Source organism: Comamonas sp. w2-DMI (genome assembly GCF_040187735.1).
Taxonomy (GTDB): domain Bacteria; phylum Pseudomonadota; class Gammaproteobacteria; order Burkholderiales; family Burkholderiaceae_C; genus Comamonas; species Comamonas terrae.
In genome coordinates this window covers 1-15,539 of the sequence record NZ_JBANEL010000002.1, presented here as the reverse complement: position 1 = coordinate 15,539, position 15,539 = coordinate 1, and the positions used below count along the sequence as shown (strand labels likewise).

Below are 15,539 nucleotides of genomic sequence, written 5' to 3'. Positions count from 1 at the left end.
GGCACGGATGGAGTCCGGCCGCCTTCAGCCCAGCTTGGGATGCAGATCCACATACTGCTGCTTGCGCACCTCCAGCGCCTGGATCTGTACCTGCAGCCGGGCGATCTCGGCATCGATGTCCTCAACGCTCTGCTCGATGTGCTCATAAGTCTGCACCAGCAGCTCCCGCGCCTCCTTCTTGCTGGAGGCCGACGGCGTGGCGCCGCGCAGCGGGCGGTTTGCCGTTTCCTTCATGAAAATGCCCGTGACGATGCCGATCACGGCCACCAGCATCAGGTAGTAGGCCGGAATGTAGAGATTGCCCGAGGAGTCGACCAGCGCGGCCGCGATGGTGGGCGTCAGGCCCGCGAGGATGATGGCGATGTTGAAGGCGCTGGCCAGCGCGCTGTAGCGGATGCGCGTGGGGAACATGGCCGGCAGCGTCGATGCCATGACGCCGGTGAATGCATTGAGGATCACGGCCAGGATGAACAGGCCCAGGAAGATCAGCCCGATCTCGCCGCTGATGATGAGGCGAAAGCACGGCACGGCAAGCACCAGCAGCGCCACCGAGCCGAACAGCACGAAGGGCCGGCGCCCGAACCGGTCGCTGGCCATGCCGATGACCGGCTGCACGAACAGCATGCCGATCATCACGGCGATGATGATGAGCACCCCGTGCCCTTCGGCGTAATGCATGTTGTGGGTCAGGTAGCTGGGCATGTAGGTCAGCAGCATGTAGTAGGTGATGTTGGTGGTCAGCACCAGCCCCACGCAGATCAGCAGCGGCCGCCAGAAACGCGTGGCGATTTCCTTGAAGGACACGCGCGGGCGGTTTTCCACGTCTTCCTGGTCCTCTCTTTCCATCATCTCCAGCTGCTGCTGGAAGGCCGGAGTCTCCTCGGCCGCATGGCGCAGGTACAGGCCCAGGAAGCCCAGCGGCGCCGCCATGAAGAAAGGCAGGCGCCAGCCCCATTCCACGAAGCGGTCCTCGCCCAGAATGCTCTGCAGCAGCACCACCACGCCGGCGCCCAGCACAAAGCCGGCGATGGAGCCGAAGTCCAGGAAGCTGCCCAGAAAGCCGCGCTTGCGGTCCGGCGCATACTCGGCCACGAAGATGGCCGCGCCCGTGTATTCGCCGCCCACCGAAAAGCCCTGCGCCAGCTTGCACAGCAGCAGCAGGATGGGAGCCCAGATGCCTATGCTGTCGTACGAGGGAATCAGCCCGATGCAGAAGGTGCTGACGGCCATGATGATGATGGTGGTGGACAGCACCTTCTGGCGCCCGAACCGGTCGCCCAGCACCCCGAAGAACACGCCGCCCAGCGGCCGCACCAGGAACGGCACAGAGAAGGTGCCCAGCGCCGCGATCATCTGCACGCTCGGCGACGCGTCGGGAAAGAACACCTTGCCCAGCGCATAGGCCACGAAGCCATAGACGCCGAAGTCGAACCATTCCATCGCATTGCCCAGGGCCGCCGCCGAGATCGCCTTCTTGAGCTTGCTCTGGTCGACGATGGTGATGTCGTGCAGCTCCAGCGTGCCGCTTTGCGTGGGAATCAGCGGCGGCATGCTGGCAGCGGCATCCTTGGGCTCGGGGGTCGTGCTCATCGGATCCTCTCTTGATTCATGCACATGGCTGATCTTGAGCGGATACGCCGTGCCGTGCCTGTAGGAGCAGGCCTGCGTTTGCCCGCCATGGCGGGCCCGGCGAGCGGCCCTAACGCGGCAGCCGCCGCCGCTTCTCCCTACAATCGCCCCCTGCGGTCGGTGTACCGCTTGTGGACTGATCTTCGCCGGGGCAAGCCCTGGCCTATCAACCGCCGTGTATCCGGACGGCGGTGGCAAATTGAACGGAGCATATCGATGAGCACTTCTTTCGCCCGCCGCCAGGCGCTGCGCGGCATGGCCGTTGCCGCCATGGCCGCTTCCTCCCTGGTTTCCCTGGCCCGCGCCGACACCCCGGCCGTGCTGCGCGTGTCAGCGATTCCCGACGAGGCGCCGACCGAGCTGCAGCGCAAGTTCAAGCCGCTGGGCGAATACCTCTCGCAGGCCACCGGCATGAAGGTGGTGTTCACGCCCGTGTCCGACTACGCGGCCGTGGTCGAGTCGCTGGCCACGCGCAAGCTGGACCTGGCCTGGCTGGGCGGGTTCACGTTCGTGCAGGCCAAGATCCGCACGCACGGCACGGCCATTCCCATCGTGCAGCGCGCCGAGGATGCGGTCTTCACCAGCAAGTTCATCACGGCCGATCCGTCCATCACCAAGCTCTCGGACCTCAAGGGCAAGACATTCGCCTTCGGCGCGCCGTCCTCGACCTCGGGCAGCCTGATGCCGCGCTACTTCCTGCAGCAGGACGGCATCAACCCCGAAAAGGATTTCAAGACCGTCGCCTATTCGGGCGCGCATGACGCCACCGTGGCCTTCGTGGCCGCGGGCAAGGCCGAAGCCGGCGTGCTCAACACCTCGGTGTGGGACAAGCTGGTCGAATCCAGGAAGGTGGACACCAGCAAGGTGCGCGTCTTCGCCACCACACCCACCTACTACGACTACAACTGGACCGTGCGCGGCGACCTGGACCCGGCCATCATCAAGAAGCTGACCGATGCCTTCCTGGCGCTGGACCCGTCCAGGCCCGAGCACAAGGCCATCATGGACCTGCAGCGCGCCAGCAAGTTCATCCCCACCAAGGCCGAGAACTACGTGGGCATCGAAGCTGCGGCCAAGTCCGCAGGCCTGCTCAAGTAAGCAGCGTCTCCGAGGGCGGCCTCTGCAGGTGCCGCCCTGCTCCTTTTTTTATGCATTTGGGCCGCTTTCGCTGATGCAGTCGGCGCTGGCAGCCCTGTTTTCCAAAGCACCAAGGCCATGAGTTTCGCGCTGGACGAGGTGGGCCTGACCCACAGCAACGGCTTTGCCTCCCTCTCGGGCATCACGCTGTCCGCCGCACAGGGGGAAAGCATTGCGCTGATCGGCCCCTCGGGCGCCGGCAAGACCTCGCTGCTGAACACCCTGGGCACAGGCCACCTGCCCACCGCAGGCCGCATGACCGTGCTGGGGCAGCCCGTCACGGCCTCCATCTCCGCCAGCGCCCTGAAGGCGCTGCGCTCGCGCATAGGCACCGTGTACCAGGCCACGCCGGTTCCGCTGCGCCAGCGCGTGGTCACGGCCGTGCTGGCCGGGCGGCTGGGGCGCTGGCCGCTGTGGAAGGCCCTGGCCTCGCTGGCCTATCCGCAGGACATTCCCGGCGCCCGCGAGGCCCTGGCCCGCGTGCAGCTGCAGGACAAGCTGTTCGCGCGCTGCGACCAGCTCTCGGGCGGGCAATTGCAGCGTGTGGGCATTGCCCGCGTGCTCTACCAGCAGGCCGAGCTGATCCTGGCCGACGAGCCCGTCTCGGCGCTGGATCCGGCCCTGTCCCTGTCCACGGTGCAATTGCTGGTGCAGGAAGCCGCCGCGCGGCAGGCCACGCTGGTGGCCAGCCTGCACGCGGTGGACCTGGCGCTGTCGTGCTTTGCACGCATCGTGGGCATACGCGCCGGGCGCATCCTCTTCGACCTGCCGGCCGCCCAGGTGAGCGAAGCGCAGCTGCGTGCCCTGTATGCGGGCACGCAGGACCGGACGCTGCCGCCGGGCCGTACCCCGGCAGCCGAACCGCCCGCCGCCATGGTGATGGCATGCCGTTGAACGCCGATCCGGGCGTTCGCGCCCCGGCCTTGCGCGATCCGGCCGCGCGCGGTCGCGTGGGCTGGCTGCTGCTGGCACTGGTGCTGCTGTGGCCGCTGCTGCAGGGTTCCGGCTTCCGCTTGGCGCCGTTCCTGGAACCCGACAATCTGCGGGTCATCGGCAATTTCCTGGCCAACTTCCTCCCGCCCGAGACCGGCAGCGAGTTCCTGGGCTACCTGGGCCGGGCCACGCTGGAAACCCTGGCCATTGCCACGTCCGGCATGGTGCTGGCCTTTGTCGTCGCCGTGCCGCTGTCCTATCTGGCCAGCGGCGCGGCGCGCGAGCGCATCACGCTCAACCCCGTCTCGCGCGGGCTGCTCACCATACTGCGCGGCATCCCCGAGCTGGTCTGGGCCCTGGTCTTCGTACGCGTCTTCGGCCTGGGGCCGACCGCCGGCGTGCTGGCCCTGGGGCTGACCTATGGCGGCATGCTGGCCAAGGTGTATGCGGAAATCCTGGAGTCCACCGACCCCACCCCGGCGCGCGCCCTCGCTGCCTGCGGCGCGGGGCGCGTGCAGGCCCTGCTCTACGGCCTGCTGCCGCAGGCGGCCCGGGAGCTGACTTCGTACACCGTGTACCGCTGGGAATGCGCGATCCGCGCCTCCGTGGTCATGGGCTTTGTGGGTGCGGGCGGACTGGGCCAGCTCATGGACCAGGCCATGAAGATGCTCAACGGCGGCGAGGCCGCCAGCATCCTGCTGTGCTTCATGGTGCTGGTAGCGGCCGCCGACCTGCTCTCCACCGGCCTGCGCCGCGCGCTGGACGCTGCCCCCCAGGCCCGCGCCCTGCCCTTTGGCTGGCGCAGCGGCCTGCTGATCCTGGCATTGGCGGCCGGCCTGTGGGGCAGCCTGCGCCTGCTGGACATGGACCTGCCAGCCCTTTTTACAGAGGATGCGGTGCACACCATGGGCGAATTCGTGCAGGGCTTCTTCCCGCCCGACCTCGGCCACGAGTGGCTGGCCAAAGTGCTCAAGGGCGTGTGGGAGACCCTGGCCATTTCCATCGTCGGCACCCTGCTGGCCGCGGCCGCGGGCCTGCTGCTGGCCCTGCCGCGCTGGCGCGCGCCGTGGAACCTGCTGCTCAATGTGCTGCGCTCCGTGCCCGAGCTGGTCTGGGCCACGATCACGGCGCTGGCCGTGGGCTTAGGGCCGTTTGCCGGCGCCCTGGCCCTGGCCCTGCACACGGCCGGCGTGCTGGGGCGGCTGTATGCCGAAGCACTGCAGAACACGCCGCCTGCGCCCGCACGGGCCCTCAGGCGCGCGGGCAGCGGCGGCCTGCAGGCCTTTTGCTACGGAACCCTGCCCGGCGCGGCCCCGCAGCTGCTGGCCTATACGCTGTACCGCTGGGAAATGAACATCCGCATGGCCGCCATCCTGGGCTTTGTGGGTGCTGGCGGCCTGGGGCAGCTGCTGTATTTCGAGCTGTCGCTGTTCCACTATGCCCAGGCCGGCACAGTCATCCTGGCCATGCTGCTGTTGTCCATGGCCGTGGACTACGGCAGCGCCTGGCTGCGGCGCGCCATGCGCGCGTGAGCAGCGGACGTCAGAAAGCGGATTCCGGCAGCTGCGCGCAAGTCATGTCGCGCTGCCTGACCACGTTCAGCCAGGCGCCGATGCGGGGCAGTTCGTAATGGAAGAAATAGCGCATGGCGCCCACCCTGCCGGCGTTTGCAGCTATGGATACAGAAGCATCACGTTCCAGCACGGCCAGCACCACGTCCAGCCAGGTCCAGGCCAGCACCACATGGCCGAAGGCCTGCATGTAAGGCACGGCATTTGCCAGCGCCTCCTGGGCGTCGCCGGTGGCCCAGGCGGCCTTGGTCGCGGCGCCGACCTCGGCCAGCGCCGCCGCCAGCTGGTTGGCATAGGCGGCCAGCATCTCGTGGCGCATGGCCTTCTCGATGGTGCCGTTGATGCGCCCGGCCAGCAGCTGCAGGCCGCGCCCGCCCTCCATCAGCACCTTGCGGCCCAGCAGGTCCATGGCCTGAATGCCGTGCGTGCCCTCGTGGATCATGTTGAGGCGGTTGTCGCGCCAGTACTGCTCCACCGGGAAGTCGCGCGTGTAGCCATAGCCGCCATGGATCTGGATGGCCAGGGAATTGGCCTCCAGGCAGAACTCGCTGGGCCAGCTCTTGGCAACGGGCGTGAGCACTTCCAGCAGCAGGCGGGCCTCGTCCACGGCCTCTGGCGTACCGGTGTGCTGTTCGTCCACCAGCCGGGCGCAGAACAGGTTCAGCGCCAGCGCGCCTTCGCCATAGGCCTTTTGCGCCAGCAGCATGCGTTTGACGTCGGCATGTTCGATGATGCGCGACTGGGGCTTGGTCGCGTCCTTGCCGCCGGCGCCGATCGGCCGCCCCTGGGGGCGATTTTGCGCATAGTCCAGGCTGGCGTAATACCCGGCCAGGCCCAGCATGGTGGCGGCCATGCCGATGGAGATGCGCGCCTCGTTCATCATGTGGAACATGCACTTGAGGCCTTCGCCGGGCTTGCCCACCAGATAGCCGATGGCGCCGGAAGCGCCCCGGACCGGGTACTTGCCCTCGCCGAAATTGAGCAGCGTATTCGTCGTGCCGCGCCAGCCCAGCTTGTGGTTGAGGCCGGCCAGCGCCACGTCGTTGCGCTCGCCCGTGAGCCGGCCTTCGGTGTCCACGAGCTTCTTGGGCACGATGAACAGCGAGATGCCCTTGACGCCCGGCACGGGCCTGCCGTCGGGCCCGGGAATCTTGGCCAGCACCAGGTGGACGATGTTCTCGGTCAGCTCATGGTCGCCCGCGCTGATCCACATCTTGTTGCCCTTGAGGCGGTAGCGCGGGCCCAGCGCGTCGCTTTCGAAATCGGCGCCGTCGGGCTCGGCGCGCGTGGCGATGTCGGACAGCGAGGAGCCTGCCTGGGGCTCGGACAGGCACATGGTGCCTGCCCAGCGGCCGTTGAATTCATTGGCGGCAAAGACCTGCTGCTGCATGGCCGTGCCATGGGCCATGATGGCGTTGGCATTGCCCGAGGTCAGCATGTTGGAGCCTATGCTGATCGAAGCCGCCGCGAAGAAGCTGTTGGCCGCGGCTTCCAGGGTATAGGGCAGCTGCATGCCGCCCATCTCATAGTCCTGCGCGGCGCTGAGCATGCCGGACTCGGCATAGGCCTGGCGCGCCTCGTAGGTGCACCGGGGCAATATCACCTTCTCGCCGTCGAATTGGGGCTCCTGCGTGTCCACCGTGCGGTTGAACGGCGCGTACTTCTCGCGCGCAATGCGCTCGCAGGTGTCGAGCACGGCATCAAAGGTCTCGCGCGAATGGTCGCCAAAGCGCTCGCGTGCCGTGAGCGATTCGGCTTGCAGCCAGTCGTAGAGCAGGAATTCGAGGGTGGAGCGTAAGGTGGTCATGCGGCAAATTATGGGAGGGCAACCTCACGGCCCCATGTCCGCTGCGCGACGCGCCGTGCAGCCGCCCCCTGTGCATGCAGCGTCCGCCCCCGGGCTGGCGCAAGTTCGGCTTCGGCGGCACAGGTGCCTTGGCTCGCCCATGCCGAGATTGCGCAGAGCCTCCCGAGCGGTGTATGTCCATGGCTTGGTGCCGCTGCCGTCCGCCATTCGTTACCTGGCCTCGAGGGACGCTCGCTGCGGCAGGCCATGGGAGGCGCGGCGCCGGGACCGCCATCGACAGGAAAGCAAAACCCCGCGCAGCCCTGTGGAAGCCGCGCGGGGCATGGCAGATATCCGGCGCGTTACAGCACTTCAAAAATGCCGGCCGCCCCCATGCCTCCGCCGATGCACATGGTCACGCACACGCGCTTGGCGCCGCGGCGCTTGCCTTCGATCAGGGCATGGCCCGTCAGGCGCTGGCCCGACACGCCATAGGGGTGGCCCAGAGCAATGGCGCCGCCATTCACGTTCAGGCGGTCGTTGGGAATGCCCAGCTTGTCGCGGCAGTAGATCACCTGCACGGCAAAGGCTTCGTTCAGTTCCCACAGGTCGATGTCCTCGATCTTCAGGCCCAGCTTCTTGAGCACCTTGGGAATGGCATAGACGGGGCCGATGCCCATTTCATCGGGTTCGCAGCCGGCCACGGCAAAGCCCAGGAAGCGGCCCAGGGGCTTGAGGCCCTTGCGCGAGGCGTAGTCCTCGCTGACCACGGCGCAGGCGCCAGCGCCGTCCGAGAACTGGCTGGCATTGCCGGCCGTCACCAGGCCGCCGGGCAGCGCGCTGCGCAGGCCGCTGATGCCTTCCTTGGTCGTGCCCTCGCGCGTGCCCTCGTCCTTGCTCGCCAGCACTTCCTTGGTGATCAGGCCGCGCACCTTGTCGGCCACGCCCATCACGGTCTTCATGGGGGCGATCTCGGCATCGAACAGGCCGGCAGCCTGGGCCGCACAGGCCTTTTGCTGGCTGGCTGCGCCGTACTCGTCCATGGCGTCGCGGCTGATGTTGTAGCGCTTGGCCACCTGCTCGGCGGTCTGCAGCATGCTCCAGTAGATTTCGGGCTTCATGGCCGTCAGCTCGGGGTCGAAGGCCATGTGCGGATTCACGAAGGGCTGCACGCAGGAGATGCTCTCCAGGCCGCCGGCCACCAGCACGTCGTTCTCGCCGGCGATGATGCGCTGGGCGGCCAGCGCGATCGCCTGCAGGCCCGAGGAGCAGAAGCGGTTGATGGTCAGGCCGGAGGTGGTCACGGGCAGGCCGGCGCGTACGGCAATCAGCCGCGCCACGTTGCCGCCGGTCGTGCCTTCGGGCAGCGACATGCCCATGATCACGTCCTCGACCTCGGCGCCCTCGATGCCGGCGCGCTCGACGGCGTTGCGGACGGCATGCGCTCCCAGCGTGGGGCCGTAAGTCATGTTGAAAGCGCCCTTCCAGCTCTTGGTCAGCGGAGTGCGCGCGGTAGAAACAATCACTGCGGATGTCATGGTGTGTCCTTGGATTCTTGATGGTGCACAGGCCGGAACCGGCGCCCGCTGAGGCGCTCGGTCCGGCTCCGCTGCGGCTTAGCTGAACTGCTTGCCCTCGGCTGCGAGCTTGGCCAGCAGCGGTGCGGGCTGCCAGAACTTGGCATCGTCGTGGGGGTTGCGGGCAAAGCGGTTCATGGCCTGCACCACGTTGAACAGGCCCACTTCGCCCGCGTAGTGCATGGGACCGCCGCGCCATACGGGGAAGCCATAGCCGGTGAGGTAGACCATGTCGATGTCGCCCGACTTGCCGGCAATGCCGTCTTCCAGGATGTGCGCGCCTTCGTTGACCAGGGCGAAAACCAGGCGCTGCACGATTTCCTCGTCGGAGATCTTGCGCGGCGTGATGCCCTTGTCCTTGCGGTACTGCTCGATCATCTCCTCCACCAGCTTGGAGGGAATCGCATCGCGCTTGCCGGCCTGGTAGTCGTACCAGCCGGCGCCGGTCTTCTGGCCGAAGCGTCCCAGCTCGCACAGCCGGTCGGCCGTTCCGCTGTATTTCATGTCGGGCTTTTCGACCGCGCGGCGCTTGCGGATGGCCCAGCCGATGTCGTTGCCTGCCAGGTCGCCCATGCGGAACGGCCCCATAGCAAAGCCGAACTTCTCGATGGCCTTGTCCACCTGCTGGGGTGTGGCGCCCTCGTCCAGCAGGAAGCCGGCCTGGCGCGAGTACTGCTCGATCATGCGGTTGCCGATGAAGCCGTCGCACACGCCCGAGACCACGGCCGTCTTCTTGATCTTCTTGGCGATCTTCATCACCGTGGCCAGGACGTCCTTGGCGGTTTCCTTGCCGCGCACCACTTCCAGCAGCTTCATGACGTTGGCGGGGCTGAAGAAATGCATGCCCACCACGTCCTGCGGACGCTGGGTGAAGGCGGCGATCTTGTCCACATCCAGCGTGGAAGTGTTGGAGGCCAGGATGGCGCCGGGCTTGGCCACCTCATCAAGCTGCTTGAACACCTGCTCCTTGACGCCCAGCTCCTCGAACACGGCCTCGATGATGAGGTCGGCGTTCTTGAGATCGCCGTAGCTCAGCGTGGTGCTGAGCAGCGCCATGCGCTCTTCGTATTTTTCCTGCTTGAGCTTGCCCTTCTTGACCTGGGCCTCGTAGTTCTTGCGGATGGTGGCCACGCCGCGGTCCAGCGCTTCCTGCTTGGTCTCCAGGATGGTGACCGGAATGCCGGCGTTCAGGAAGTTCATGGAGATGCCGCCGCCCATGGTGCCGGCGCCGATCACGCCCACGGTGCGGATTTCGCGCACGGGCGTGTCCGAAGGCACATCGGCGATCTTCGAAGCCGCGCGCTCGGCCATGAACAGGTGGCGCAGCGAACGCGACTCGGGCGTCATCATCAGCTGCATGAAGGTTTCGCGCTCCAGCGCCATGCCGTCGTCGAATTTCTTGGTGGTGGCGTTCTGCACGGCATCCACGCAGCGCACGGGCGCGGGGAAATTCTTGGACATGCCCTGCACCATGGTGCGGGCGAACTGGAAGTAGGCCTCGCCCTGGGGGTGCTTGCAAGGCAGGTCGCGCACGCGCGGCAGCGGGCGCCTGTCGGCCACTTCCAGCGCGAAGGCCTTGGCTTCGGCCAGCAGGGTCTCGGCCGAGGAAGCCATCTTGTCGAACAGGGTCTGGCCGGGAATGGCGGCCAGCATCTCGCTCTTGACAGCTTCTCCGCTGACGATCATGTTCAGCGCAGCTTCCACGCCCAGCACGCGCGGCAGGCGCTGCGTGCCGCCCGCACCGGGCAGCAGGCCCAGCTTGACCTCGGGCAGGGCCACGGCGGTGCCGGGCGCGGCCACGCGGTAGTTGCAGCCCAGCGCCAGCTCCAGGCCGCCGCCCATGCAGACAGTGTGGATGGCGGCCACCGTGGGCTTGCCCGACAGGTCCAGTTGCTGGATGACGGAGATCAGGTGCGGCTCGCGGTAGGCCTCCTCCTTGCCGAACTCGGTGATGTCGGCGCCGCCCGAGAATGCCTTGCCGGCGCCGGTGATGACCACGGCCTTGACGGCGGCATCGGCCAGGGCCTTGTTCAGGCCGTCGACGATGCCGCGACGCGTGGACAGGCCCAGGCCGTTGACCGGCGGGTTGTTCAATGTAATGACGGCTACGGCACCGTCCACTTGGTATTCAGCAGTCATGCTGTTGTCCCCTATGCGATAGAAAAGAACGATCGTGCGTTTTTGATTGTAGAAACTTTGCTGCAATGCGCCACTGCGGTTTGTCCCGACCGGGACAGATCACTCCCCGAGCCACTTCGCGCTGCCCCCAAGGGGGCGCCAGCGCAGCGAGGCGGCTCTTGCTCGGCGTCGCCGGCCTGTGCTGCGCCGGTTTCACAGGCTGCCGGCGCAGGCTAGACCTCCAGCCATTCCTTGCGGACCTTCTCGTTGGCGCGCAAGCTGGCCGGCGTGCCGTCGAAGACGATGTGGCCGTGGCCCATGACCAGGGCGCGGTCCGAGATGTTCATGGCAATGGTGAGCTTCTGTTCGATCAGCAGCACCGACACACCGCGGTCCTTGATCTTCTTGAGGTATTCGCCCACCAGTTCCACGATCTTGGGCGCCAGGCCTTCGGTAGGCTCGTCGATGATGATGAGGTCGGGATCGCCCATGAGCGTGCGGCACAGCGTGAGCATCTGCTGCTCGCCGCCCGACATCACGCCCGCCTCGGTGTGCTGGCGCTCCTTCAGGCGAGGGAACATGGCATACATGTCGTCAAAGCCCCAGCGGCTGCTCTTGCCCTTGCCCTTCTGGCCCAGCAGCAGGTTCTGGTGCACCGTGAGGTTGGGGAACACGTCGCGGCTCTCGGGCACATAGCCCACGCCCAGGTGCGCGACCTCGTAGGCCTTCTTGCCGGTCAGGCTCTGGCCCTTCCAGTCCAGCGAGCCCTCCCAGTGCACCAGGCCCATGATGGCCTTGGCCGTGGTGGAGCGGCCCGAGCCGTTGCGCCCCAGCAGCGCGACGATTTCGCCCGGATGCACCTCGAAGTCCACGCCATGCAGCACATGGCTCTTGCCGTAGTAGGCATGCAGATTGTTGATCTTCAGCATATTCAATGGACTCCTGCCTGCTGGTCTGCCACCGAGGAGCCCAGGTAGGCCTCCTGCACGCGCGCATTCGCGCGCACGGCCTCGGGCGTGTCGAAGGCGATGACCTCGCCATAGACCACCACGGCAATCTTGTCGGCCAGGCCGAAGACCACGCCCATGTCATGCTCCACGGTCAGCAGCGTCTTGCCTTCGGTGACTTTCTTGATGAGCTGGATGAAATGGGCAGTCTCGCTGTTGCTCATGCCGGCCGTGGGTTCGTCCAGCAATATGACGCTGGCGCCGCCGCCGATGGTGATGCCGATTTCCAGCGCACGCTGCTCGGCATAGGTCAGGTTCACGGCCAGCGTGTCACGCTTTCTGTGCAGGCCGATCATTTCCATCAATTCCTCGGCACGCGCATTGGCGTCGTGAAGGTTCGACAGGAAGCGCCAGAAGCTGTAGCGGTAGCCCAGGCTCCAGAGCACGCCGCAGCGCAGGTTCTCGAACACGCTGAGCTTGGGAAAGATGTTGGTGATCTGGAAGCTGCGCGACAGGCCCATGCGGTTGATCTCGAACGGCTTCTTGCCGTCGATGCGCTGGCCGTGCAGCAGCACCTGGCCGCCGCTGGGTTCGAAGCGGCCGCTGATCAGATTGAACAGCGTGCTCTTGCCTGCGCCGTTGGGCCCGATGATGGCCACGCGCTCGCCGGGCTCGACGGCCAGCTGGGCACCGCGGATGATCTCGGTCTTGCCGAACTTCTTGCGCAAGTCCCGCAGCTCCAGCGCATACGGGGGCTTGGCGGACAAGGCCGCATGCGCGGACCGTGCGGCATGGTCTGCCGGATTGTGGATTGCGACGCTGGACATGGCTCAGGCCCCTCCCTTCTTCATGATTTCCTCGATGTCTTCCTGGATCTGGCTCCAGCGGCGCTGGGTGAAGCGCCTGAAGACTTCCAGCAGGCCCATGCCCACCACGAACACCACCAGCGCCACGGCCCAGGTGGCGGCCGCGCTGGTATCGAGCTGCGTGCCCATGAAGGACACGCTGGGACCGAGCGCCGCGTTGAGCTGCATGTGGTAGATCATCTCGATCAGCGCCGCCCCGCCGCAGACCACGAACACGGCGCTCACGAGCAGGCCCAGATAGGGTGCGAGCAGGCGCTTGAAGCGGCCGAACTTGGCCACCCGCAGGTTCATCATGACCAGCCCGGCCACGCCGCCGGGCGCATACATCACCATCAGCAGGAAGACCAGCCCCAGGTACAGCAGCCAGGCCTTGGTCAGTTCCGACAGCAGCACCGAAGCCAGCACCAGCAGCACGGCGCCGATGATGGGCCCGAAGAAGAAAGTGGCGCCGCCCAGGAAGGTGAACAGCAGATAGCCGCCCGAGCGCACCACGCTGACACTGTCCATGGCCGTGATGATCTCGAAGTTGATCGCCGCCAGGCCACCGCCTATGCCCGCGAAGAAACCCGCGATGATGAAGGCGAAATAGCGCACGCGCTGGGTGTTGTAGCCCACGAACTCCACACGCTCGGGGTTGTCGCGCACGGCATTGAGCATGCGGCCCAGCGGCGTGCCCGTGAAGGCGAACATGGCTGCCGTGCAGACAAAGCAGTACACGGCGATCAGGTAGTACACCTGCAGGCCCGAGCCGAAGTCCAGACCGAAGAACTTGCCGTAGACCCGGTCCGTGGTGATGCCGCCCTCGCCGCCGAAGAATTCGGGGAACATCAGCGCCATCGATGCCACCAGCTCGCCCAGGCCCAGCGTGATCATCGCGAAGGTCGTGCCCGATTTCTTCGTGGTCACATAGCCGAACAGCGCCGCGAAGAACAGGCCGGCCAAGCCGCCGATGACGGGTATCAGCACCAGCGGAATGGGCCACTCTCCGGCGCCGGCCTTGTTCATCGCGTGGATGGCGATGAATGAACCCAGGCCCGTGTAGACCGCATGGCCGAAGCTCAGCATGCCGCCCTGCCCCAGCAGGATGTTGTAGGACAGGCAGATGATGATCAGATAGCCGATCTGGCTGAGCATGGTCAGGGCCAGGGAGCTGGTGAACACCAGCGGCGCGACGATGAGCGCCAGCGCGAACAGGCTCCAGATCACGATGCGGCCGATGTTCAGCGGCTTGAAGCGGTAGTAGCGCTGCTCGGCCGTGTCTTGGGGGGATGGCATGGATGCGCTCATCGTTTGCGTTCGGTTTTTGGGAATGGAAGACATGGCTCAATCCCCCCGTGTGCCCAGCAGGCCCTTGGGGCGGAATATCAGGATCAGCACCAGGAACAGGTAAGGCAGGATGGGCGCCACCTGCGAGACCGTGAGCCTGAGCACGGGCCAGCCGAAGGTGGACTCGTTGACGGCATGGCCCATGGAAGTCAGCGCGCTGGCCAGCGACCAGTCGATGGCCACGGCAAAGGTCTGCACGATGCCGATCAGCAGCGAGGCCACGAAGGCGCCGGCCAGCGATCCCATGCCGCCGACCACCACCACCACGAAGATGATGGAGCCCACCGAGGCGGCCATGGCCGGCTCGGTCACATAGGTATTGCCGCCGATCACTCCGGCCAGGCCGGCCAGCGCGCAACCGCCGCCAAACACCAGCATGAAGACGCGCGGCACGTTGTGGCCCAGGGCCTCCACCATTTCGGGGTTCTTGAGCGCCGCCTGGATCACCAAGCCGATGCGCGTGCGCGTCAGCAGCAGCCACACGGCGACCAGCATCAACAGGGCCACCAGCATCACGAACGAGCGCGACCTGGGAAACTGCGTACCGTACAGCGTGAACAGCGGCCCCTGCAGCGCGGGCGGCAGGCCGTAGGGCACGGTGCCGCGACCCCAGACCAGTTGCACCACCTCCAGGATCAGGTAGGACAGGCCGAAAGTCACCAGCAGTTCGGGCACATGGCCGAACTTGTGCACGCGCCGCAGGCTGTAGCGCTCGAACAGCGCGCCCAGCACGCCGACCAGGACCGGAGAGATGAACAGCGCCGGCCAGAAGCCGACGATGCCGCTCAGGGTGTAGGCGAAATACGCGCCCAGCATGTAGAAGCTGGTGTGGGCGAAGTTGAGCACGCCCATCATGCTGAAGATCAGCGTCAGCCCCGAGCTGAGCATGAACAGCAGCAGGCCGTAACTCACGCCGTTGAGCAGCGATATGGTGAAGAATTCCAGCGTCATCGAAGTGCCTTGCTCTCAAATGCGTTGCGGACAATTAGGAAAGAGCGCGGCGCCGCCGGCAGCAGGCCCGGTGCGGCGCCGCGGCGCGAAGGCGCTCAGGACGGGCGCTTCATCTGGCAGCTGGTCGGCGTGCTGGCCACATAGGGCTCGTAGTACTTCACGGGCACGAAGGTGTAGCCGGTGTTTTCGGCGTCATAGGGATACTTGCCGCCGGCCTTTTCCCACTTGGTGATGTACAGGCCCTGCTGCAGCTGGTGGTCGGTCTTGCGCATCTCGACCTCGCCGTTGAAGCTCTTGATCTTCATGCCTTCCAGCGTGGCGGCCACCTTGAGCGGATCGGTGGTTCCGGCCTTCACGAAGGCCGCATCGAGCAGCGCGAACACGTGGTAGATTGAGCTTTGCGTCAGGTCGTCGTTGAACTTCTTCTTGAACTCGGCCATCAGCGGCTGGATGGGCGGGCCCATGTTGTAGTGACCGTAGCCCACCACATAGACCTTGCCGTCGGACTGGGCGCCCATGGCCGTGGGCGCGCCCGCGCCGAACGCGTAATAGGTGTAGAACTTGACGTCGTTCAGGCCCGCATCGTTGGCGGCCTTGAGCAGCAGCGCCAGATCGGAGCCCCAGTTGCCCGTGATCACCGTGTCGGCACCCGACTGCTTGATCTTGGCCACATAGGGCGCGAAGTCGCGCACCTGGGC

Annotated in this window: 12 protein-coding genes; 3 read left to right on the top strand and 9 right to left on the bottom strand. The window is 66.2% G+C overall.

Annotated features, from left to right (window positions below; all coding sequences use genetic code 11):
* Positions 1-24: 24 nt before the first annotated feature.
* The gene (gene proP / locus V8Z74_RS02800) at positions 25-1,551 is read right to left on the bottom strand and encodes a glycine betaine/L-proline transporter ProP (protein WP_502879443.1); all 1,527 of its coding nucleotides are present in this window, start codon (positions 1,549-1,551) and stop codon (positions 25-27) included.
* Positions 1,552-1,845: 294 nt separating this feature from the next.
* Between proP and V8Z74_RS02795 the strand changes: the two genes are divergently transcribed.
* From V8Z74_RS02795 to phnE, 3 genes are all read left to right on the top strand, one after another.
* Positions 1,846-2,727 carry a putative selenate ABC transporter substrate-binding protein gene (locus V8Z74_RS02795; protein WP_349707828.1) on the top strand — a complete coding sequence of 294 codons (882 nt, stop codon included), beginning with the start codon at positions 1,846-1,848 and terminating at the stop codon, positions 2,725-2,727.
* Positions 2,728-2,844: 117 nt separating this feature from the next.
* A complete protein-coding gene (locus tag V8Z74_RS02790; RefSeq protein ID WP_349707827.1) occupies positions 2,845-3,660 on the top strand; it encodes a phosphonate ABC transporter ATP-binding protein in 816 nt (271 codons plus the stop codon).
* Positions 3,651-5,231 carry a phosphonate ABC transporter, permease protein PhnE gene (phnE, locus tag V8Z74_RS02785; protein ID WP_349707825.1) on the top strand — a complete coding sequence of 527 codons (1,581 nt, stop codon included), beginning with the start codon at positions 3,651-3,653 and terminating at the stop codon, positions 5,229-5,231. The genes V8Z74_RS02790 and phnE overlap by 10 nt, the downstream gene beginning before the upstream one ends.
* Positions 5,232-5,241: 10 nt before the next feature.
* Here phnE and V8Z74_RS02780 read toward each other — a convergent pair whose 3' ends face one another.
* The 8 genes from V8Z74_RS02780 to V8Z74_RS02745 form a co-directional block, all read right to left on the bottom strand.
* Positions 5,242-7,077, bottom strand: a complete 1,836-nt coding sequence (locus tag V8Z74_RS02780; RefSeq protein WP_349707824.1) for an acyl-CoA dehydrogenase — start codon at positions 7,075-7,077, stop codon at positions 5,242-5,244.
* 341 nt (positions 7,078-7,418) lie between these two features.
* The gene (locus V8Z74_RS02775) at positions 7,419-8,594 is read right to left on the bottom strand and encodes an acetyl-CoA C-acyltransferase (RefSeq protein WP_066470229.1); all 1,176 of its coding nucleotides are present in this window, start codon (positions 8,592-8,594) and stop codon (positions 7,419-7,421) included.
* A gap of 78 nt (positions 8,595-8,672) precedes the next feature.
* Positions 8,673-10,772: a 3-hydroxyacyl-CoA dehydrogenase NAD-binding domain-containing protein gene (locus V8Z74_RS02770; RefSeq protein ID WP_349707822.1), complete on the bottom strand. Its 2,100-nt coding sequence runs from the start codon at positions 10,770-10,772 to the stop codon at positions 8,673-8,675.
* Between the two features lie 212 nt (positions 10,773-10,984).
* Positions 10,985-11,680 (bottom strand): ABC transporter ATP-binding protein, encoded by a 696-nt coding sequence (locus V8Z74_RS02765; protein WP_066470236.1) that lies wholly within the window; start codon positions 11,678-11,680, stop codon positions 10,985-10,987.
* Positions 11,681-11,682: 2 nt separating this feature from the next.
* Positions 11,683-12,525, bottom strand: coding sequence for an ABC transporter ATP-binding protein (locus tag V8Z74_RS02760; RefSeq protein WP_349707820.1), 843 nt, complete (start codon positions 12,523-12,525; stop codon positions 11,683-11,685).
* A gap of 3 nt (positions 12,526-12,528) precedes the next feature.
* Positions 12,529-13,884 (bottom strand): branched-chain amino acid ABC transporter permease, encoded by a 1,356-nt coding sequence (locus tag V8Z74_RS02755; RefSeq protein ID WP_502879425.1) that lies wholly within the window; start codon positions 13,882-13,884, stop codon positions 12,529-12,531.
* Positions 13,885-13,887: 3 nt separating this feature from the next.
* Complete coding sequence (locus tag V8Z74_RS02750; RefSeq protein WP_066470243.1) at positions 13,888-14,841, bottom strand: branched-chain amino acid ABC transporter permease; 954 nt, start codon at positions 14,839-14,841, stop codon at positions 13,888-13,890.
* 95 nt (positions 14,842-14,936) lie between these two features.
* Positions 14,937-15,539, bottom strand: a 603-nt coding sequence (locus V8Z74_RS02745) for an ABC transporter substrate-binding protein (protein WP_349707818.1), incomplete at its 5' end; no start/stop codon positions are given.